The sequence below is a fragment of the Flocculibacter collagenilyticus genome, from assembly GCF_016469335.1.
Taxonomy (GTDB): Bacteria; Pseudomonadota; Gammaproteobacteria; order Enterobacterales; family Alteromonadaceae; genus Flocculibacter; species Flocculibacter collagenilyticus.
In genome coordinates this window covers 1,364,171-1,385,412 of the sequence record NZ_CP059888.1, presented here as the reverse complement: position 1 = coordinate 1,385,412, position 21,242 = coordinate 1,364,171, and the positions used below count along the sequence as shown (strand labels likewise).

Sequence of the window (21,242 nt, the reverse complement as noted above, 5' to 3'; positions counted from 1 at the left end):
TTCGTTCAACACTAAAGTGTAACTTTATTATTCACTTTCTGGTTTTAGGTAAGTATCCATCCAGCTGAAAACTTCACCATACCAGTGCTTAAGGTTTTCTTTATTTAATATCCAGTGATTTTCATCTGGATAAACAACCAGTTTCGAAGGAACGCCTTTACGCTGCAACGTTGTGAACGCGGCCAAGCTTTGTGCATAAGGTACACGATAATCTTTTAAGCCTTGAATAACTAGCATTGGCGTTTTCCAGTTATTCACGTAATTGGCAGGATTAAATTTAGTATAATCTTCTGAACCATCAAATACTGGGCCACCCATGTCATGTTCTGGAAACCACAGTTCTTCTGTGGTGTTATAAAAGCTGTTCATGTCGAATAAACCTGCATGATTCACTAAACACTTAAAGCCATCACTCCAGTTACCCGCTATCCAGTTCATCATGTAGCCACCATAGGAAGCGCCCAACGCACACGCGTTATTTGCGTCTAACCAAGGTTCCGCTTGCGTAATATGTTGAAAACCTTTTTTAAGATCTTCTAGTGGTTTTCCGCCCCAGTCTCTTGAAATAGAGTCAGTAAATGCTTTGCCATAGCCTGTTGAGCCATGGAAGTCGATCATTACCACGCCATATCCCTTCGCAGCCCATAGCTGTGCATTCCAGCGAAAATGGAACATGTTGCCAAAAGAGCCTTGTGGACCACCATGAACTAAAAATGCCACAGGATATTTTTTACCTGCTTGATAATTTGCAGGCTTTAGCCAATAACCATAAACCGTTTCGTCATTCCAACCTTTAAAGTTAAATTGCTGGTACTCACCAAACTTAATATTGTCTAACTTATCTTTGTTAACATCGGTTATTTGACGGATATTGTTTCCTTCACGACTAATCATGTAAACATCTTTAGGATGTGACAAGCTATGTTTAGTGAACAATAAGCTGTCGCCAACAAGCTGTACATCTGACGCATAACCAGAAGAGTAGACTTTTCTAACATCACCAAAATTAGTGCTAATTTCGTAAATGCTACGCTGACCAATATCTTGCGCTGTTACATAAAGCGTACGATTGTCTGCGGCGAAAGTCATAGAAATTACAGAACGGTCCCAAAGTGGTGACACCTCTTTAGTGACCCCTGTTTTTAAGTCTTTAAGCATAATTGCGAAGCGATCAGACTCGTAAACTTCTTCTTTCATGGCCGCATACGCCATAAAACGACCATCTTTAGAGAACATGGGGTGGCTATCCCACGCTTTATTTTCTGTAGTCAAATTAACTGCATCACCACCTTCAATTGAAACCTGATACAAGTCAAAATTAGTGTGCATCGGCTGCTGGTTATCTGGCTTCTTCGCACTAAATACAATGTTTTTACTGTCTGGCGTAAAGGCAACTTCTTCCATTCCAGAGAATGGTTTAGCCGGAATGTCAGTATTCCAACCCTGTTGTAAATCGACTGCTTCAGTAATTTTTTTATTGCTACTTAATGGCGCTAACGAGGCGACAAAAACATGTGTACGTAAGTCATCTTTCCAAGTATCCCAGTGACGTACAAACAATTGATCATATACTTGACCAGAATGCTTCTGCTTTGACTTGTCTTCTTTGTGTTTCGTTGTACAAGCCAGTGTTTTACAACTTGGTAGCACTGACATAGCCAATGCTAGCTGTTTGTTGTCTGGCGATAAAATTAGCCCTTCCACATCTAAAGGTAAATCAGTAACCTGCTCGGCTTCACCACCACTTAAATTAAGTTTCCAAACCTGAGTACTGCCCGTTCGGTCAGCTAAAAAGTAGAGTGATTGACTATCACTGCTCCACTGCACACTGTGTTCAGAGGATTGATTGCTGGTAAGCTTCGCAATTGAAGGTGTTTGTTTGGTTAAGTCTCTTAGATATAAATTGTCTGACGCCTTTTTTCCTTCATCGTCATACGCTTTTACACCATAAACTAACCACTTTTGATCTGGTGATACTTTTACATCATGTAATTTAGAAAACGTATTTAATTTTTCAACAGTTAAGTATGGAGAATTAACACGCTGCTCAACTTGGTTTTCAACCGCTACTTGATTTGAAGTTGATGATTGCGCTTGCATCGCAGTAGCTTGGCTAGCCAGCACCAAGGTAGGTGTAGCAAGTAGCATGCAACTTAACGCTAACTTACTATAAAAATGTTGTTTTATTCTTTTCATTATAACGCTCCCTTCACTCAATATCTTTTGAGTTCATTTATTTTGTATTCTTTTCTTTCTTTGCAAGTTAAAAAGCTATACCCATAAAAGAAAAAGAGCGTTTATCACGCTCTTTCATTTACCGTTAGCGAGCCTTATTTAGATAGCTCACCATCAAGTTCTTCTATTTTGGCTTTCCAGATTGCAGGACCACGCTCATGTGCATTAGTGCCTTGGCTATCTACGGCCACCGTAACTGGCATATCTTCAACTTCAAACTCGTAAATTGCTTCCATACCCAAGTCTTCAAACGCAACCACACGTGCTTTCTTAATTGCTTTTGCCACTAAGTAAGCGGCGCCACCAACAGCCATTAAGTAAACCGCTTGATGCTGTTTAATACTTTCAACTGTTGCAGGGCCACGTTCAGCTTTACCAATCATGCCTGCTAGCCCTGTTTTTTCTAGCATCATGTCAGTAAATTTATCCATTCGGGTTGATGTTGTAGGTCCTGCTGGCCCAACAACCTCGTCGCCAACCGCATCTACTGGGCCAACGTAATAAATAAATTTACCATTGAAGTCGACACCTTCAGGCAATGGTTCACCACTCTCAATCAAACCTTGAATACGCTTATGCGCCGCATCACGACCAGTTAATATTTTACCTGATAACAACACTGTTTCGCCGGTGCGCCACTCTTTGATGTCTTCTTTGGTAATATCATCCAAATTAACACGACGCACGTTATCACCTAGCTCCCATGTGACTTTTGGCCAATCTTCTAGCTTTGGTGGCTTTTGATCGTAAGGGCCCGAACCATCAAGTACAAAATGCGCATGACGAGTTGCAGCACAGTTTGGGATCATCGTAATCGGTTTTGAGGCTGCATGAGTTGGAACTGAGTTAATTTTTACATCAACGACCGTTGTTAAACCACCTAAACCCTGTGCGCCAATACCTAGGTCATTCACACGTTTGAAGATTTCTAAACGTAGCTCTTCTTCGGCATTTTCAGGGCCACGGTCCATTAACTCTTGAATATCGACTGGATCCATTAGCGACTCTTTTGCCAATACCGCAGATTTCTCTGCCGTGCCACCAATACCAAGACCAATCATCCCTGGAGGACACCAACCTGCCCCCATAGTAGGAATCGTTTTCACTACCCAATCAGCAATAGAGTCTGAAGGATTCAACATAGCCATTTTAGACTTGTTCTCTGAACCGCCACCTTTTGCAGCAATCATCACTTCAACTTTATTGCCAGCAACCATATCAATATGAACAACCGCTGGCGTATTATCTTTTGTATTAGAACGTTTCCCAGCTGGGTCGGCAACAATTGAAGCACGTAACGGATTGTCTGGATTCAAATATGCTCTACGTGTGCCTTCATCAACCATTTGCTGAACGGTTAAGTCGGTTTTGTCCCACTTAACATCCATGCCTACTTTTACAAAACAAGTAACAATACCCGTGTCTTGACAGATAGGACGATGCCCTTCAGCAGACATTCGTGAATTAATTAGGATTTGTGCTATCGCATCCTTGGCAGCTTGGCTCTGTTCTTTGTTATAGGCTTTTTCTAATGCTTGAACAAAATCGAGTGGATGATAATAAGAGATGTATTGCAGTGCATCTTCAACACTGTCGATGAAATCTTGCTGGCGGATTACCGTCATAATGAGCCCTTCCACGTATTTAAATGTGCTTTTAAATAATAGTATTAGTATTCTTATTAATGATGGTTTAATTAACCTTAAACCACTAAAAATAGTAGATACTAGGGTGTACCCTAAGATATCTCGTTAAAATAAGGCGAATATGATAACCTGCTTGGCATTTTGCGGCTAGTACTACAATCTAAAATAGCCTTTAACCATATATACCTAAAGAAATTGAAGATAACGATTACCGTATCTACAGCAAATAAGTTTCTTAGGTATCAATGACCAAATTTAGTAACGAATAACATGTCAAAACCCATTTTCATCCAGTCGTTCGACCGTGCCATTACACACTCAATTACCGACTTATCGTGCGTTTTTCCATTATTTAAAGACTTACCATGGGCCATGTTGCTTGATTCAGCCAACAGCAACCATGTAAATAGCCAGTATGACATTCTTGTTGCTGCACCTATTCATAAAGTTGAAGCCAAAAATAACCGTGTATTTATAGATGGCCATGACGTTGAATCAGACCCCTTTTCGGCAATAAATACCACCTTAAAGAAAGCGGGCCTCTATCAAGTAAAACGGCCTGCCAATGCCTTGGATAATGATGCTAGCCAATTACCTTTTTTAGGTGGTGCATTAGGCTACTTTGGCTATGATACTGGACGATACATTGAAAAACTGCCGCAGCATGCAAATAACGATATCAATATTCCTGACATGGCTGTTGGCATTTATCATTGGGCGCTTATATACGACAACAAAACGCGCACGTTATGGTTGATTGACCATTCCGATAATGCGCAACAGCGGTTTGACGATATTTCACAGCAACTGCTTACACAGCAACATATAAATATAAATCAAACTTTTTATATCACTGATCAATGGTCAGCTAACATGTCCGCAAAAGATTACGAGAATAAATTTAATGCGGTTCAGCGTTATATTCGCGAAGGTGATTGTTACCAAATCAATTTAGCACAACGGTTCTCTGCGTCGTACTCTGGGGATGAGTGGCAAGCATATCGTTTATTACGAAAAGAAAATCGTGCACCTTTTTCTGCCTTTTTATCGTTCGACGAGTTCAGTATCTTGAGCATTAGCCCTGAACGCTTTTTACAGTTAAACGGTCAGACTATTCAAACGAAGCCGATTAAGGGAACACGCCCACGCTCCACCAACGCAGAACAAGACAACGCATTAGCAGCAGAGTTAAAAGCCGCAGAGAAAGATCGTGCTGAAAATGTCATGATTGTTGATTTATTAAGAAACGATATCAGTAAAGTGAGTCAGCCAGGCACGGTAAAAGTGCCACATTTATTTGAGATTGAGAGTTTTCCTGCAGTCCATCATTTAGTGAGTACGGTAGTAGGTGAAATTGCACAACCTAATACTGCCTGCGACTTGTTAAGAGCTGCATTTCCTGGCGGGTCCATTACGGGCGCACCTAAAATTAGAGCCATGGAGATCATTGAGGAGTTAGAGCCTCATTGCAGAACAGTGTATTGCGGCTCTATTGGTTATATTTGTGCAACAGGTAATATGGACACCAGTATTACTATTCGTACACTTGTAGCTAAAGATAATACGCTATTTTGTTGGGCTGGCGGCGGCTTAGTGGCAGATTCAGTTATGCATAGTGAATATCAAGAAACCTATGATAAAGTAAATAAGATTTTACCTGTATTAGCAAGTTTGAATAAATTGGAAAGCAACTAATTATGACGCTTGAGGAATTCATTACTCGTTTTAATTTATTTCAACCCGAAGGCATTGTAACTCCTTTTCACAAGCAGCCTAAATTAAGGCAAGCGAGTGTCCTCATTCCATTAATTGATCATGGCACTTCATTATCTATCTTACTCACAAAACGTGCTGCACATTTAAAGCATCATCCTGGGCAAATTAGTTTTCCGGGTGGACGAGCCGAGCCTTATGATAATTCAGTTGTAGACACCGCGTTGCGTGAAACTGAAGAAGAAATCCAAATTTCACGCGAACATGTCAACGTTATTGGCGTGTTGCCGCAATATGCAACTATTTCAGGATATATGATCACGCCAGTCATTGGAGTAATTGAAAGTGGTTACGAAAGCGTAAACGACGAAAATGAAGTGGTTGATGCGTTTGAAGTTCCCTTTGAGTTCTTTCTTTATCGCCAAAACCAACATCAACTTATGGTACATCGGCTTGGCCAACAATACCCTATCCACTTTATGCCTTATAATGATAAGTTTATTTGGGGCGCAACCGCGGCCATGCTTAACCAACTGATTCATCAAATTGAATACCAATAAGCCCGACCAGTCTTTATCTTAGTTACAAATGCTGTGCTAAGGTTTATTATACGCGCCGAAGTTATACCAAACGATTAGAAGATTTATGATTAGTGTATTTGACATGTTCAGCATTGGCATTGGTCCATCAAGCTCTCACACCGTAGGGCCGATGCGCGCGTCAGTAAAATTTTGCGAAACATTGACTGAAAAAAACCTCTTAAACGAGGTTACATCGGTAAAAGCAGAGTTATTCGGTTCATTAGGACAAACAGGAGTAGGCCACGGTACAGGTAAAGCCGTTATCTTAGGCTTATTAGGATATTTACCAGAATCTATTGATCCTGAAATGATTGATAGTTTATTAGAAAATGTTGCGCAGACCGAGTCGCTAAATCTTAATAATCAAAAATATGTCGCATTCCCTAAACAGGGTGCAATTGTCTTTCATCGAAGAAAATCATTGCCAGGCCACGCCAATGGTATGACGTTATTTGCTTATAAAGGTGAAGAAGTTATTCTGGCTGAAAGTTATTACTCCATTGGTGGTGGCTTCATTGTCAATGCTGATAACTTTGAAAGTGAGAAAAACAAAGCGCTTGATTTTGAAGAGTCTCATTGTCCTCCGTATCCATTTGAAACGGCAGCAGAATTAGTTTCACTTTGCAAAGAACACGGCTTAAGCATTTCAGCATTAATGATGAAGAATGAAAAGTCGGTATTACCAGAAGCCGAAATAAGAGAACGATTGGTACAAATTTGGCACACCATGAAGGCTTGTGTTTCGCGTGGAATAAATACCGAAGGTATATTACCTGGCGGATTAAAAGTAAAACGCAGAGCGCCCAGCTTATATCACCGCTTAAATTGTGAAAACAGCAACGACCCACTACAAGCAATGGACTGGGTAAATTTATTTGCACTTGCTGTGAATGAAGAGAACGCTGCTGGTGGTCGAGTTGTTACCGCACCCACCAATGGCGCTGCTGGCATTATCCCTGCGGTACTCATGTATTATGATAAGTTTGTTAAAGAAGTGGACGATACAATTGCAGTACGCTACTTACTCACTGCAGCAGCAATTGGGATCTTATATAAAAAGAACGCATCTATTTCGGGTGCTGAAGTTGGCTGCCAAGGCGAAGTTGGTGTTGCATGTTCAATGGCTGCTGGTGCATTAACCGAAATTGTTGGCGGTAGCGTGGACAATGTAGAAAATGCCGCTGAAATTGGCATGGAGCACAACTTAGGGTTAACGTGCGACCCTGTTGGCGGGTTAGTGCAAGTACCTTGCATTGAACGCAACGCAATGGGAGCGGTAAAAGCGATAAACGCGTCTCGATTGGCATTACGTGGTACTGGCGAACATAAGGTATCGTTAGATAAAGTTATCAAAACCATGTGGGATACCGGCAACGATATGAAAACCAAGTACAAAGAAACCGCTCGCGGTGGCCTAGCAGTTAATATTATTGAGTGTTAATACTGCATTTCTTACTTCTTTAAAAGTTACTTCTTAAAAGTTAAATAAATAACGCAGTATTACATTAAAGTCGCTGCGTTATTTTACTCTGATAAATATTGAATCAACCGCCCTTCCGATTTTTCCTTTTTAAAATCACAACTCGTTAATCTAAACATTAATACATAATCTGATAAACATTCAGTATCATGAATATCGCCGGGCAAAAATGCCTTACAGCCACCCACGGTAATTAACTCTTCACCGCGACTTACCAAATGCGTTTTGCCACTTTGATTGGTAACCGAACTATATGTCGACATTGCCATACGACCATGCTGAATAGCATACAACACCCAGCCTGCACCATGATTGTGTGGCACTCTGTATTTACCTTGTCTTTCAACATGCGCTAAAAGAATAAAGCCATGCACCTCGTCTCGATATAATTCAATGCTTTCCTCCTTCTTCTCATGTAACTGTACAAGCCAAGGCTCTGTCGAGGGTGCTTTAGCAAGTTCGCTAAGCAATGCTCTGCTCTTACTCACTGTTTCGCTGTTTAATCCGCTCCAACATTGTGCAATCTCTGTTATAAAATGTCTTAAAGAATGTTTAATCATTATTTTTCCCTCTATACGTTTATCATTGTGAATTAATGTCTTGTTGTTATAGGTGTTGTTATACGTGCAGTTATTTGAGCCAATATTGCGACTACCAATAACAAACATGCTAAGTAGTAAGCTGAATGCAACCCGGCCTCTATCAGTTGAGAATGAGTCACTGAAGTACTTGTCATGCCAGAGTTGCTGGCAAAAATTGAACTCATTAGCGAAGCGCCGGTGAGTAAGCCAAGCATTCTTGATAGGTTTAATATGCCTGATACGCTACCGCGAGAATTCGCAGGCGCATTAATCATCGTAAATGTGTTATTCGCAGATAAAAAAATGGCATAACCAATTGATATAACAACCGTGCAAGCCATATAACCCACTAAACCATGCTCCACAGTTAACTGCGTCATGCAGAATGTGCCAAGCACCATAATAAATAGACCCGTTAAAATGATGTCTGTTAATTTATCAACAGTGGCAAAACGTCCAACTATTGATGATGTTATCGCAACCGCACAAGGACTAACGGCAATCACAAAGCCTATGTGAACCAAACTAAGCTGTAGTGCAATTGATAAATAAAACGGTCCGATAACCATCGAAGTCATCGCCACCGTCGATACCATTAAATTACTAAATAGGCTGGTTACACGTTCACCGTTACTAAACAAAGTAAAATTGATCAACGGAGATTGGGCCTGCTTTTCCGCATGAATAAAAAGCCACAAGAACAACATCGAAACAAAGAATAAACCGACGCTTTTCGCACTAACAATATGCACTGCCTCTTTAAGGCTAAAGGTGTAAATAACAATGGATAAAAAAAGTAAGACAATACCTAGGTAATCAACAGAAAATTTCTTTTTGGTTTGCGCACGGTGTGGATTAGGTATGTCAGGTAAGTACTTGTAAGCTATCAGGAAGGTGACACCACCTAAAAACGCTTTTATTAAAAAAACGCTCTGCCAGTTAATTAAGTCGGCAAGTATGCCGCTGATAACAGGCCCAAGAGCAGTACCTAAGGCAGACATACTTCCTGTTAACCCGATAACTGCGGCAACGTTACGCTTAGGAAAAACATCACTAATAATTGCCAACGTAAGGGTAATTAAGATTGCACCACCCACCCCTTGTATTGCTCTTACTGTAATTAGCAACCCTAAATTATCTATCAACCCACACATTCCCGCAGAAAGAGTGAATATGATGAGCCCTAATAAAAACAGTGGCTTACGACCGAGCGTATCACTTAACTGACCAGTAATTATTAAAGTAGGAGTTAAAGAAAGCATATAGGCAATTGTTACCCATTGAACGTCTTCAAAATTTGAACCTAACGCTCCCACTAATCTAGGTAAGATAATGTTCACGCTACTAATCGCAAGTGACGTAATAAATACCGTCATGGCTAGCACTACGGTGATACCAACACTTGAAGAAATAGGCTGACGTAATGCTGGGGTATTGTTTGACTTTTCTATCACAGTTATTTTTCTCTATGGAAAATAGTTTACTGGATAGCTATGATAAAACCTCAAGTTAACTTTAGGTCAAGTAAGAACTAAAAGAAGGTAGTGATATGAATAATAAAACCGAATTAACCATCAGAGAGGTCTCAATTCAATGTGGCATTCCGACGCCCACACTGCGCTTTTACGAAGAGAAAGGGCTAATTTCATCAATAGGCAGAAAAGGCATTACCAGAGTGTTTAAATCGAGTGTTATTGAGCAACTGTCATTAATATCACTTGCTCGATATGCGGGGTTTGCTTTAGATGAGATTGCTGGCATGTTTTCACCCAATGGCACGCCAACCATTAACAGAGATCAGCTTCTTACAAAGGCAGAGCATTTAGAAAGAAAAATTCAACAATTATCGGCCATGCGTGACGGGCTGCGCCACGTTGCTAACTGCCCTGAAGAAAACCAACTGACATGCCCTAAGTTTCAAGCACTTGTCACCAAGGCAGCAAAAGCACAACTACTTGAAGATAAAAGAAGACATTTAAATAAAAGCGCCAAGTAACTTACATTGCGCTAAGTAACTTTTCCTGAGCATCATTATTGGTGATAACAAATAAATCTTGCGCTAATGATGATTCAGGTTGCTCAACAATACGGCCTATTTCAACGTCATCCTCTAACACTACAAACGTTGGCGTATATTTTAACTTGTGTTTTTTCGCTACCCCTTGTTCATCTTGCTTTTTGTAATTAACCGCAACATATTGAACATCAATTAACGGGTTAGGATGCTGTTCTAATATCTTTATAAATCGTGGTACTTCTCGCTGACTGTCATGGCACCATGCACCAAATAGCACAATAATTGAAATTTTCTTCTCAATTTTTTTCAACCACGCAATATCACTTTCAGAAACTTCATACGAATCATAATGATGTTGGAACTTAGGGTAGTCGCTAAGCAACTTTTCGCTCGAAACCTCCCCAATTAACATAGAGGATGTTGTGCCAGCCTTTTTAGAAGAGGTTAACTCATGTGCTTGTACATTGGCACTTGCAAAAAGTAACACCAACGCCAATAGAGATATTTGTATTTTTGTTAGGGCTTCAAAAGGATAAATCACGTTACATCACTTCTTAATTTTAGAGAGTTTCACTGAATTTTCGTTATTACCTAACTGGTAAATCGAACGACTTAAACATTTCATCAATGTCATCTTGGTTACGCAGCAGTGTTGCTTTTTCAACTACATCGCGTGTTAAATGTGGAGCAAATCGCACAATAAAGTCAAACATATAACTACGCAAAAACGAGCCTTTTCTAAAACCTATTTTAGTGGTGCTCGCTTTAAATAAATGGCTTGCATCAATTGACACAAGATCTTTATCAACAATGTCATCAACCGCCATGGACGCAACAACACCAACCCCCAGCCCCATGCGCACATAGGTTTTAATCACGTCAGCATCTGTCGCAGTAAACACAATTTTTGGTTCAAGCCCTTTATCTAAAAACGCCTTATCTAACTCTGAGCGACCTGTAAAACCAAACACATAAGTGACTAACGAGTACTGAGCTACGTCTTCAATCGTAATATCGTTACCTTTTTGAGCCAAAGGATGGTCGGCATTAACAATGATGCTTCGGTTCCAATGGTAGCAAGGCAACATCACTAAATCGCTGTATAAATGTAACGCTTCAGTAGCGATAGCAAAGTCGGCATCGCCTCTTGCAGCGGCATCACTAATTTGCTGTGGTGTACCTTGGTGCATGTGTAGGGATACTTTTGGGAATTTATCCATGAACCCTTTAATGACATCTGGCAATGCATAGCGGGCTTGAGTATGAGTAGTCGCAATATTTAACTTACCCTGATCAGGCAACGTATGTTCTTTGGCGACTGCTTTTATGCTTTCAACTTTCGACAGAATTTGCTGCGCGATATCAATAATATCTTTACCAGCTGACGTTACGTGCGTTAAATGCTTACCACTTCGCCCAAATACTTGCACACCTAGCTCGTCTTCAAGCATTCGAACTTGTTTACTGATCCCCGGTTGTGAAGTGTATAAACTCTCTGCAGTAGCCGAAACATTTAAATTATGATTGAGCACTTCAACGATGTATCTAAGCTGTTGTAATTTCATTTTATAATGCGCTAGCTATTCTTTGATTACATATTACTAATTTATATACTTTTCTCGGCATTTATTCCATAAAATTTTTAATATGCACATTATTTAATCTAATAAATGTCTATGCTTGCCACTTTCGTTGAATATTTGCGGTAATCGACTGAGTTTTACCGTAATGCTGATTGCTTTCGCGCAAGAATATTTACCCCAAGTATTACATTCAAACCTGAAAGATAGCACCGCCCTAAACGATGATATTTGCAAGCGTAGGATAAACAGTGATATTTTAAAAAAATAGCTTAAACTTCAAGTTAACTAAACAAAATTTATGACGACATGCCTAGTGCGCTAAACCGCTATATCGACAAACACTTTCTAATTATTGACGACTTCGCCGATTTTAGAGTCGCCATTAAACAAATGTTAGAAAGCATTGGTATTAAACAAATTGAAACTTGCTCAACTGGCGAAGAAGCGATTGAGTTATACGCGCAAGCAAATCATGACGTGGTGTTTTGTGACTTTAATTTGGGCGAAGGCATTAGCGGTCTGCAAGTTTACGAAGAATTAAACTATCGTGGCCTGCTTCAACCCCACACCCTATTTCTTATTTTAACTGGTGAATCAACGGTCAGTTTAGTTACAGGTGCCATTGATTTTAAGCCTGATGACTATTTAGTAAAACCGTTCACCAAATCTACCCTTAAAGCGCGACTAGATAAGGCCTATTCAAAGAAAAAGCTGCTTGAACCAATTAATAAAGCTCTAAATGCTGAAAAGTTTGCGTTAGCTGCTGCGCATTGCGAGCAAGTTGCAGCCAAACATGTAAGACTTGCCAATGCTTGCAATAAAATTCATGCGGACTGCCTTCTAAAGCTAAATCAAGTAGATAGTGCCATCAGCATCTACCAAACAGCACTATTAAAAGGAACGCAAGCATGGGCCCAATTAGGGTATTCGCGATGCTTGATTCATCAACATCAATATATTGAAGCAATTCATATATTAGAAGAGTTACTTGAACGCAATAAATTCTCAATTGAAGCGTATGATTTAAAAGCCGAGTGCGAGAAAGCTACAGGACAAAACGAAGCCGCATTTCACACCCTTACAGACGCCGTAGAACTAAGCCCTAATGCACCAAATAGGTTAAGAGCATTGGGTGAATTGGCTTTGGCATTTCATAAATTACCGATTGCCCAAAAAGCTTATCGGCAAGCAATTAGGCTAAGTAGAAACACCACAAAACAAACACCGCTTGATTATGTAAGATATGCGCAAATTCAAACGCTACTATTTATTGGCAACAAAGGCGTAACTACTCGCAGAGTGCTTCATGAGTTAAGTAATCACACCAAAGTCACACATCGGCATAACCCAAAAGATATCCAGCTACAATTAGCTATGGACATTCATACAGGATTGATGCAACTTTTGACTAGCCAAAAAGAAAAGTCTAACGCCTTACTTTCAGATGTCGTTGTCAAAATACATGACTTACCCGACAAGCCTCACAGCTATTTACTTGATGAAATAAAATTTGCTTATAAGCATGCTAGCGATAATACACATATCGAAAATTTATACCGAAATATTTATGAGCCGCACACTCAATTTATAACGCAAGACGAGCCAATTAAAGCAAACAGCGAAAATGCGAAAGGCATGGAGTATTTCCAAGCTAAAAACTTTGAGGCAGCCTATTTGGCGTTTAAATCAGCATTTTTGAATTCACAGAACAACGTCAACATCGCCCTTAACTTAATGCAAGCCATGTATAAATTGCTAACTAAAGAAGTGATAGATAAGGAATTTGAGCCGCTCTTAACAATGGCCGTTAATTCATGCCGTACGTTGAATGCCTCAGACCATCGATTTGAGCACTTTCAATCACTATTAAAAAATATTCGCATTAAACTTTCAGCTCAACAATTAACCGAGGAAAATAGCAATGAATGAGGATCTTCGTCCAGATCATAACAGCACCATCGACTTTTCGACCGTGCTGGCATCGGCGGTGCATGACATGAAGAACTCATTATGCATGCTTATCCAGTCAATTGACCAACTTAGCGGAGACACTGCGAATAAAAATGAAAAAGAGTCTAACGAACTCGCTAAAATTCATTACGAAGCCTCTCGCCTTAACACCAATCTACTACAGCTATTGTCTTTATATCGCGCAGAAAAAAATCAACTTCCGCTTATGATTGAAGAGCATTACTTGGATGACATTTGTGATGAGGTCATCGAAACCAATCGTTTTTATATCGAAAATCGGGATTTATCTATTGAACTAAACGTTCAACCTGATTTAGCTTGGTACATGGATGGCAGCCTTATCGCTAACCTACTTAATGATATTATTGTAAATGCACTGCGTTACACTAAAACCAAAATAAAAGTCTCGGCACATGAAAAAAATAATCAACTCGTCTTAACCATTGAAGATGATGGTGACGGCTACCCGCAGTCAATGCTAGAAATAACCGAAATGCCAATGCAGGATATTAATTTAAACGCTGGTAGAACAGGATTGGGCTTATTTTTTGCAAGAATGATAGCTAGTGCGCATACTAATAAAGGTAAATGTGGTGAAATTGCATTAACCAATGGAGGTGAGTTAGGAGGCAGTACTTTTACATTAACCCTGCCCTAACGGTTTTTGTTTGTAAAACATGACGCTACCTTATTTCTAAAAAATTAGGTAGTATGTTAGAACACCGTAGTATTTAGGTCATCTTGTGTAGGAATTTACATGGTCATTTCTATCATTGTCGTTTTAATAGTTGCGCTTGTAATTATTGGAATTTTTGTAAACGCAGTACAACAAAACAAACAAAAGCGTGAACGACAACGTAGGCAAGAAACTGCTAAGTTAAAAACAGTCATTGAAGAAACGGAAAATGTGCTAATGAACGGCGCCAATATCCCGATGTCTGGTAATTTAATTAAAATTTTGCATAAACGTATTTTTGAAGCCTTAAAAACAATGAGCGAATTACAACCCGAGGCTAAAGAAATAAAAAAGCGTTTAGGTGATGCTAAGGCTCGTGCTGAGAGTGCACCTGCCGCAGGCGCGAACGAATCAAGTGATTCAGTTAAATTACCTGATAACGATAAGCAGCTAGTTGCTATGTTACAAGGCATTAAAAAATTAAGAGCAATTCTGCGCACCGAAAATGCCAAAGGTGTACTAGATACACAGTTATTCATGGTAGAAGATAAAAACTTAGAAAAACTACAACTTCGCATTAATGTTGAAAGCCAAATTAAACGCGGGCTTATGGCGAAGAAAAGTAATATGCTTGGTTCTGCTCGTCAATATTTTGAAAAGGCATTAGCAACGATGGACGCACAATCGTTTGCTGATGAATACACCACTAAAAGAAGAGCTTATATTTCACAACAATTAGAAGAAATTGTTGGCGAATTAAAATCTGCTAATGCGGAAGACCGTAAAAAACGCGCTGAAGCAGAACATGATGAACTAGACGAACTATTCGCGCCAAAGAAAAAGTGGTAATGGTGCTAGAGCGTGTTGATAGGTATTCATTAACATGCTCACTTTAACAGCCTTCAAATCACTTTGCTTGTTTAAACTTTATTTTTTTAATATTCATATAGTTGCCTGAAAACTTAAGTTTTAAGCCTAATACTCCCGACAAATGTATGCAAAATGTGAATTTTTTGTCTATTCTTTAACTGGGAGTAAGGCTAATGCATAGAAATCAATAGCAGTTAAACTTAGATGCGCTGAAATACGACTTAAGTGCATTGTACCTCAGCATAATAATTGTTCTAGAAGAACTAAATGGCTGGTGGTGTTGTTGATTCACATCATGAATTGGTGTTCATCATGGACAGTATGCGAATTGCACTATTGCACTGAGGGTTCTTCAAGAATGCAAGTATTGCTCATTTTTTTATTTTTAGTTTGCTTAGCTTATGGCTGTGCAATCGCGTTTGCATATATAAAAATAAAAAATATTTATGCTGCAAAAAACATCCCCTTCTCTTCACTTTCTAAATCGCAGTTATTTGCTTTCGCCATTCAAATCATTAAAGGGCTAGCCTCACTTGTCTGGTGGGCATTAAGTAAAAATAAATACACACATCAGCCATTAGCTAATTCCTGTCTTATTGTAAAAAATGCACGCCAACTGAAAGCACCTCCCGTTATTTTATGTATACATGGATTTCATGCAGATGGTACATGTTTTTGGGGAATGCGAAAATTTTTGGAAGAAAATGACTGTACCACTTATGCGGTAGACATGGGCTTACCTTACGTTAACCTTGATAATTATATTCAGCGTTTATCCGCGCAAATCGATAACATCTTACGCGCTCACCCTGAACAAAAACTAAATATAGTCGCCCACTCGATGGGAGGCCTCATGACTCGTTTACTATTAAAACATAAACCTGACTACGCTAATCACATAGATAGCATCATTACACTAGGCTCTCCACACTCCGGTACTCAATTAGTAAACAATTACTTCCTTACATGGATGAAATCTCTTTTTCATGTTGATAGTCCATTTTTAAAAGCGCTTCCTACGCTTCACGAGCTTGCTCCCCATACAAATGTTACCACCCTTGCTTCGCAACACGATCTCATTGTATATCCATATCCAAATGCTCACTTACCTAATGCTAGTAACATCACTGTAGAGTCCCTAAGCCATATAGGCATGCTAACTGAGCCACATATTCACCAATTTATATTAGATACATTGCGGGCGAGAAAGATCAATCAACTTATTTCTTCACCAAAGGAAGGGCAATATGCAATTAAATAACAAGATAGGTAGTAGTAAATGTGGTACATGATTTGTTCTGAAGACGTTGAAAATAGCCTTGAATTAAGACAACAAGTGCGTGACCTACACATTGTTAGGCTAACAGAACTTAAAAACCAAGGACGACTGTTAATTGCAGGTCCGTTACCTGCAATAGATAGCACCGACCCCGGAAATAATGGATTTACAGGCTCGCTAGTAGTGGCTGAGTTCGATAGTTTATCGGACGCCCAAACGTGGGCAGACTGCGATCCTTACATTACTGGCGGTGTATATAAATCAACAATTGTAAAGCCATTTAAAAAGGTTCTACCTTGATGGATTAAAAACTTTACACAAGTGTGTGTTGTTAAATGGCATTCTGGACGTGGTTACTAAAGGGTTTTTAACCACGACCGTTAACAGTATATAAATTAGATTTAATGTGCATAAAAGCATACTTATAATCTTATGTGTCATGAGGAAAAACGTATGAATGCTCTAAACAATACCACAGATAAAGCCCCCCTCGATTTATCTGCTAAGCAAAGTAAAGTCGCTCAGTTTTCAAAAATGGCTGGACTATCTAAGACAGCGGCATTAGTTACCGTTGCTGTCTTAACCATTTCTGTACTGATAACGGGCAAAGCGTACATAACGCCTGCTTCTTATACCTTCGACACGGTTCCGTCTAGTATGGATGCAAGTATTGAAGCGTCTTTATCAAAAGTATTAGATGACATTAAACGCGTGGAGGAGTGGAATTATAAAGGTGCGGTACGCACTTCAGACAACACTACCCACGTTTACGTAAAACTTTCACTGGACTCTTACGAGAAGAAAGCAACTAAATTACTTGCTCGTACTAAAAAGTGGTGTAATAACAGTGTAGGCGACTTCTATTCTGCAGGTGCAGACGAGTCTATTAAGCTTCACTTGTATTATAAAGAGAACCAAAAAGAGCATTTAATTGCTTGCTAAGTGCATCAGGCATACTTTTGAATTTGTCGAGTTAAGTAACAAAGTAAGCTAGGTTCAGATTATGTTCAGCTAATGTCCATTATGCTTATTACAAAGGTTAATAGAGGAAGACCATTGTGAAAGCATTAACATTATTATCTGGCCTATGTATTTTGACCGCTTCACAATTAGTGGCGCAGCCAACGTATGCAGCAGAGTTAGAAAAAAGTCAGTCTAACAACGAGTACTATTCTGCAATAGAAGAAAGTGCTCTACACCACAACTCAGGGACTCTTTACGACTACGCTACCGTGCTAAGTGCTGAGCCCGTTTTTAAAACTATTCACCACTCTACTCCTGTAAAAAACTGCTGGGTTGAGCCAGTAACAGTCCACCATAAGCGAAAAGATTCTGCCACTCCAGAAATCTTCGGCGCCATAATAGGTGGCGCTATTGGTAATGCCATTGGGCATAATAAGTCTAATAAGCGTGTAGGCACAGTGGCAGGTGCCATTTTAGGTGCATCCATCGCGCATGATGCCGAAGGGAGTAGTAAACGCCGCCACCATCATCACGTTGAGTATCGTGAGCACTGCGAAATAACCGAAGTAACAAACCACGTTGAGCGTAAACTTAAGGGTTATCATGTTACCTACCGATACAAAGGACAAACACTACAGACTTATACAGATTCACACCCCGGAAAAAAGCTAAAAATAGCATTAAATATTTCGGTGGCCGAATAATCGAGTTTTAATTATCAGCATTACGAATTACACTAGCGAATACATCTGTTTATTAGGAATAGTCGATGCGTTTATTACTTGTAGCATTAATCATAAGTATTGTTCTTCTAATCCCGCATAACACCTTCGCTAACAATAGTAATGTGGTTAAAAGCAAGCAAGACGCTGTGCGGGTGGTTAAAAAGCAAGTACAAGGTAAAGTGTTGAAAGTAGAAAAAGTAAATCAAAACTTTAAAGTACGAATGCTTACCAAAAAAGGGGTTGTCACTACTTTAGTTGTTACGCCCAACGGCCGAGTAAAAAAACAGTAGTAGGTTGAGAAACAGTATGCGTATATTAATTGTAGAAGATGAAGATCAGATACGTGAGCCATTAAAAAACACTCTACAACAAGAAGGTTATAGTGTTGATGATGCAGCAGACGGTGATGCAGGATTATTTCAAATTGTTGAATACCCGTACGACTTAGCTATTGTCGATTTAGGCTTACCAAAAATTGACGGCATCGAACTTATTAAAAAAGCTCGTAAAAATAATATTACTACGCCAATTATTATCCTTACCGCCCGAGATAAGTGGCAAGAAAAAGTTGCGGGATTAGACGCAGGCGCAGATGACTACTTAACCAAACCCTTTCATTCTGAAGAACTTCTTGCAAGGTGTAATGCGTTAATTCGTAGAGCATCTGGTGATTCATCTCCAGAAATTGAAAAAGGCCCACTGACCATCAATACACGCAGCCAAACAATTATGATTAACAGCCAAGAAATTGACTTAACGGGCCATGAATATAAAGTTCTAGAGTATTTAATTCTGAATGACGATAAAGTCATTACAAAAACGGAATTAACCGAGCATATTTATGATCAGGATTTTGATCTCGATAGTAATGTCATTGAAGTCTTCATTATGCGATTAAGAAAGAAGCTAAATCTAGGGGACGGTTACAACCCTATCAAAACAAGGCGCGGACGCGGCTATCAGTTTAGTGAACACGCTTAAGCCACTACAATTAATTACTAGACATTAAAGAATAAAATGCAAATTACTGCGCTAGCACTAAGAACTCGGTTTATTACCCTAGCCATCGCAATCGCTTTGATTATTATTCCTTTAATTGCGCTGGTGCTTGATCAAGCACATTACCGTTCTTTACAGACAACCACCCAACAAAAAATAGAAGCATTCTTATATAACATTATCGCTGAAATTGAGGTAAGCAACGGTGACGCATTTGTTCAAGACGGCTTATTGCCTCCTGTTTTCGAACAAGAAAAGTCTGGTATTTTAGCAGTAGTGACGAGTGATAAAAGGATGCTGTGGCAATCACTGTCCGCAATTCACTTCTCAAAAAGTACCATTAGTACGCTGCTATTTTCAAATTCGCAACGCAGCGAGTTTAAAGGCAAGCAGCAGGGAATAGAACATAATGCTGTTACCGCAGATTATGGAAAAATCAATTGGGCAACGAGTTCACACAAGAAAGATAATTATTTAACGGCCATCATGCCACTTAAATTTGAATCGAATAATAAAGCCATTCCTATCAATGTGTATATTTTGCACGATAATGCGCTAATCGACGAGCAGCATAAAAGCTACCGCACCACCCTCTTCATGGGATTGTTCACCGCCACATTTATCATCATTATTTCACTTTCATTAGGTTTTTGGTGGTTTTTACGCCCAGTTCAACGCTTAGATGCCGCAATTAAAGAAATTGAAAAAGGGAATAAAACACAAATTGATGACAATTTTCCTAAAGAGTTAACTAGCCTAGTTACCGATCTTAATTTGCTACTTAACAACCAAGATAAACAAAAGCAACGCTATAGCAAAGCGCTGAGCGATTTAACCCACGCACTCAAAACGCCCTTAGCGATACTTAATACATCTCCCTTAGCACAGCAACATGAATTGAAAGAACAATTAGACCGTATCAATAACACCATTGAGCATCAATTAAAGCGAGTGAGTACAGGCTCAAGTACCATTTGGAAAAAGCACATCAGTATCGCCCCTCTGCTAGCGCAGTTAACCAATGCAATGAATAAGATTTATCGTGACAAGCAATTACGTATTGAAGTTAAATCTGAACAGCAAACCAGCTTTGCTGGAGATGACACTGACTTTATGGAGATAATGGGAAATTTACTAGATAATGCCTGCAAAGCCGCAAAGAAAAATATTGTGATCACTGCACAGAACCAACCTGACTATCTATTATTAACTATAGAAGATGATGGTTGTGGCTTAAAACAAAGTGATCTATCACAATTATTTGAGCGTGGTACCCGCTTAGATAATTACAGTCAAGGACATGGTGTAGGCTTAGCAATAGTTAGCGATTTAGTATACGACTATCACGGCACTATTGATGTTAATCAAAGTCACCTAGGCGGTGCTAAATTTTCAATTGTGCTCCCTACGCAGAAAGTAATTGCAAGTTAGCCTGTATATTTATTTAAATTAATTATAAATAATTTAACCACTAGTTTAATAGGAAAATAATGTCTATATCTTTCAACGCTGTAAAGCCTACTGTTTTCTCATTTATGTTGTTGTACGTGTTTTTATCTAGCACTGTAACGGCAGCACAAAACAAAGTAGATGCATGTTTGAAAAAAGATCCCATTACCTCACAGCTCCAATGTTTGGATCAACATATTGCATCCTTACAGCGCATTCAAGAGTCTTGGGAAAACAGCCTGACTGTGGGATTAGAAGAAATTGCACGCAACAAAGGACGAAAAGACGCTTTAGCAAAAGCGAAGAAGGAAAAAATATTTTACGACAAAATGGTAAAAGAAAGTTGCGGGTGGCAGTACTTGTTGCAATTGCCAAACACCCAAGTAGGGGCGCTATTTTATAAAAAGTGCGAAATTAAAATGATTGAGCAACGAATTGATAATTTAAAATATTTTTCAAACTTACTGAAGTAGC

At 39.3% G+C, this 21,242-nt stretch carries 21 protein-coding genes; 15 read left to right on the top strand and 6 right to left on the bottom strand.

Translation table 11 applies throughout. The features are described from left to right. Positions 1-27 precede the first annotated feature (27 nt). Positions 28-2,148, bottom strand: coding sequence for a S9 family peptidase (locus HUU81_RS06060; RefSeq protein WP_407644846.1), 2,121 nt, complete (start codon positions 2,146-2,148; stop codon positions 28-30). 182 nt (positions 2,149-2,330) lie between these two features. Beyond that, positions 2,331-3,860 (bottom strand): fumarate hydratase, encoded by a 1,530-nt coding sequence (locus tag HUU81_RS06055; RefSeq protein WP_199611366.1) that lies wholly within the window; start codon positions 3,858-3,860, stop codon positions 2,331-2,333. A 291-nt stretch (positions 3,861-4,151) separates the two neighbouring features. Here HUU81_RS06055 and pabB point away from each other — a divergent pair, with 291 nt between their 5' ends. From pabB to HUU81_RS06040, 3 genes are all read left to right on the top strand, one after another. Continuing rightward, entirely contained in the window at positions 4,152-5,576 is a 1,425-nt protein-coding gene (pabB, locus tag HUU81_RS06050) for an aminodeoxychorismate synthase component I (protein WP_199611365.1), read from the top strand. A gap of 2 nt (positions 5,577-5,578) precedes the next feature. After that, positions 5,579-6,154 (top strand): CoA pyrophosphatase, encoded by a 576-nt coding sequence (locus tag HUU81_RS06045; protein WP_199611364.1) that lies wholly within the window; start codon positions 5,579-5,581, stop codon positions 6,152-6,154. Positions 6,155-6,239: 85 nt separating this feature from the next. Then, on the top strand, positions 6,240-7,616 hold the full coding sequence (locus HUU81_RS06040; protein WP_199611363.1) for an L-serine ammonia-lyase: 1,377 nt from the start codon (positions 6,240-6,242) through the stop codon (positions 7,614-7,616). An 83-nt stretch (positions 7,617-7,699) separates the two neighbouring features. On the opposite strand, the gene HUU81_RS06035 is transcribed toward HUU81_RS06040, so the two are convergent. Continuing rightward, positions 7,700-8,215: a hypothetical protein gene (locus tag HUU81_RS06035; protein ID WP_233520580.1), complete on the bottom strand. Its 516-nt coding sequence runs from the start codon at positions 8,213-8,215 to the stop codon at positions 7,700-7,702. Between the two features lie 32 nt (positions 8,216-8,247). Then, entirely contained in the window at positions 8,248-9,690 is a 1,443-nt protein-coding gene (locus tag HUU81_RS06030) for an MFS transporter (RefSeq protein WP_199611362.1), read from the bottom strand. A 95-nt stretch (positions 9,691-9,785) separates the two neighbouring features. Here HUU81_RS06030 and HUU81_RS06025 point away from each other — a divergent pair, with 95 nt between their 5' ends. Continuing rightward, entirely contained in the window at positions 9,786-10,232 is a 447-nt protein-coding gene (locus tag HUU81_RS06025; RefSeq protein ID WP_199611361.1) for a helix-turn-helix domain-containing protein, read from the top strand. A gap of 1 nt (position 10,233) precedes the next feature. Here the strand turns inward: HUU81_RS06025 and HUU81_RS06020 are convergent, their stop codons facing one another. Continuing rightward, positions 10,234-10,794: a thioredoxin family protein gene (locus HUU81_RS06020; RefSeq protein WP_199611360.1), complete on the bottom strand. Its 561-nt coding sequence runs from the start codon at positions 10,792-10,794 to the stop codon at positions 10,234-10,236. Positions 10,795-10,840: 46 nt separating this feature from the next. Next, complete coding sequence (gene cysB, locus HUU81_RS06015; RefSeq protein WP_199611359.1) at positions 10,841-11,818, bottom strand: HTH-type transcriptional regulator CysB; 978 nt, start codon at positions 11,816-11,818, stop codon at positions 10,841-10,843. Positions 11,819-12,142: 324 nt separating this feature from the next. Here cysB and HUU81_RS06010 point away from each other — a divergent pair, with 324 nt between their 5' ends. The 11 genes from HUU81_RS06010 (at position 12,143) to HUU81_RS05960 (ending at position 21,241) form a co-directional block, all read left to right on the top strand. Continuing rightward, positions 12,143-13,765, top strand: a complete 1,623-nt coding sequence (locus tag HUU81_RS06010) for a response regulator (protein WP_199611358.1) — start codon at positions 12,143-12,145, stop codon at positions 13,763-13,765. Further along, positions 13,758-14,465, top strand: a complete 708-nt coding sequence (locus HUU81_RS06005; RefSeq protein ID WP_199611357.1) for a sensor histidine kinase — start codon at positions 13,758-13,760, stop codon at positions 14,463-14,465. Before HUU81_RS06010 ends, HUU81_RS06005 begins: the two co-directional genes overlap by 8 nt. Before the next feature lie 99 nt (positions 14,466-14,564). Then, positions 14,565-15,332, top strand: a complete 768-nt coding sequence (locus HUU81_RS06000; RefSeq protein ID WP_199611356.1) for a hypothetical protein — start codon at positions 14,565-14,567, stop codon at positions 15,330-15,332. 379 nt (positions 15,333-15,711) lie between these two features. After that, positions 15,712-16,614: an esterase/lipase family protein gene (locus HUU81_RS05995; protein ID WP_199611355.1), complete on the top strand. Its 903-nt coding sequence runs from the start codon at positions 15,712-15,714 to the stop codon at positions 16,612-16,614. Positions 16,615-16,632: 18 nt separating this feature from the next. Continuing rightward, positions 16,633-16,932: a YciI family protein gene (locus HUU81_RS05990; RefSeq protein ID WP_199611354.1), complete on the top strand. Its 300-nt coding sequence runs from the start codon at positions 16,633-16,635 to the stop codon at positions 16,930-16,932. Positions 16,933-17,085: 153 nt separating this feature from the next. Continuing rightward, positions 17,086-17,574 (top strand): hypothetical protein, encoded by a 489-nt coding sequence (locus HUU81_RS05985; protein ID WP_199611353.1) that lies wholly within the window; start codon positions 17,086-17,088, stop codon positions 17,572-17,574. Positions 17,575-17,690: 116 nt separating this feature from the next. After that, a complete protein-coding gene (locus HUU81_RS05980; protein WP_199611352.1) occupies positions 17,691-18,299 on the top strand; it encodes a glycine zipper 2TM domain-containing protein in 609 nt (202 codons plus the stop codon). Positions 18,300-18,364: 65 nt separating this feature from the next. After that, complete coding sequence (locus HUU81_RS05975; protein ID WP_199611351.1) at positions 18,365-18,610, top strand: hypothetical protein; 246 nt, start codon at positions 18,365-18,367, stop codon at positions 18,608-18,610. Between the two features lie 16 nt (positions 18,611-18,626). Then, positions 18,627-19,301 (top strand): response regulator transcription factor, encoded by a 675-nt coding sequence (locus HUU81_RS05970; RefSeq protein ID WP_199611350.1) that lies wholly within the window; start codon positions 18,627-18,629, stop codon positions 19,299-19,301. Positions 19,302-19,337: 36 nt separating this feature from the next. Next, complete coding sequence (locus tag HUU81_RS05965; protein WP_199611349.1) at positions 19,338-20,750, top strand: ATP-binding protein; 1,413 nt, start codon at positions 19,338-19,340, stop codon at positions 20,748-20,750. Between the two features lie 59 nt (positions 20,751-20,809). Then, positions 20,810-21,241: a hypothetical protein gene (locus HUU81_RS05960; protein WP_199611348.1), complete on the top strand. Its 432-nt coding sequence runs from the start codon at positions 20,810-20,812 to the stop codon at positions 21,239-21,241. Position 21,242 lies beyond the last annotated feature (1 nt).

Bases quoted from the DNA above. Each gene is read 5' to 3' on its own strand.
- HUU81_RS05990 (WP_199611354.1), top strand. From the start codon at position 16,633: ATGTGGTACATGATTTGTTCTGAAGACGTTGAAAATAGCCTTGAATTA.
- HUU81_RS05970 (WP_199611350.1), top strand. From the start codon at position 18,627: ATGCGTATATTAATTGTAGAAGATGAAGATCAGATACGTGAGCCATTA.
- HUU81_RS05985 (WP_199611353.1), top strand. From the start codon at position 17,086: ATGAATGCTCTAAACAATACCACAGATAAAGCCCCCCTCGATTTATCT.
- pabB (WP_199611365.1), top strand. From the start codon at position 4,152: ATGTCAAAACCCATTTTCATCCAGTCGTTCGACCGTGCCATTACACAC.
- HUU81_RS05975 (WP_199611351.1), top strand. From the start codon at position 18,365: ATGCGTTTATTACTTGTAGCATTAATCATAAGTATTGTTCTTCTAATC.
- HUU81_RS06010 (WP_199611358.1), top strand. From the start codon at position 12,143: ATGCCTAGTGCGCTAAACCGCTATATCGACAAACACTTTCTAATTATT.
- HUU81_RS06000 (WP_199611356.1), top strand. From the start codon at position 14,565: ATGGTCATTTCTATCATTGTCGTTTTAATAGTTGCGCTTGTAATTATT.
- HUU81_RS06025 (WP_199611361.1), top strand. From the start codon at position 9,786: ATGAATAATAAAACCGAATTAACCATCAGAGAGGTCTCAATTCAATGT.
- HUU81_RS06045 (WP_199611364.1), top strand. From the start codon at position 5,579: ATGACGCTTGAGGAATTCATTACTCGTTTTAATTTATTTCAACCCGAA.
- cysB (WP_199611359.1), bottom strand. From the start codon at position 11,818: ATGAAATTACAACAGCTTAGATACATCGTTGAAGTGCTCAATCATAAT.
- HUU81_RS06035 (WP_233520580.1), bottom strand. From the start codon at position 8,215: ATGATTAAACATTCTTTAAGACATTTTATAACAGAGATTGCACAATGT.
- HUU81_RS05960 (WP_199611348.1), top strand. From the start codon at position 20,810: ATGTCTATATCTTTCAACGCTGTAAAGCCTACTGTTTTCTCATTTATG.
- HUU81_RS06005 (WP_199611357.1), top strand. From the start codon at position 13,758: ATGAATGAGGATCTTCGTCCAGATCATAACAGCACCATCGACTTTTCG.
- HUU81_RS06055 (WP_199611366.1), bottom strand. From the start codon at position 3,860: ATGACGGTAATCCGCCAGCAAGATTTCATCGACAGTGTTGAAGATGCA.
- HUU81_RS05995 (WP_199611355.1), top strand. From the start codon at position 15,712: ATGCAAGTATTGCTCATTTTTTTATTTTTAGTTTGCTTAGCTTATGGC.
- HUU81_RS06040 (WP_199611363.1), top strand. From the start codon at position 6,240: ATGATTAGTGTATTTGACATGTTCAGCATTGGCATTGGTCCATCAAGC.
- HUU81_RS06060 (WP_407644846.1), bottom strand. From the start codon at position 2,148: ATGCTACTTGCTACACCTACCTTGGTGCTGGCTAGCCAAGCTACTGCG.
- HUU81_RS05965 (WP_199611349.1), top strand. From the start codon at position 19,338: ATGCAAATTACTGCGCTAGCACTAAGAACTCGGTTTATTACCCTAGCC.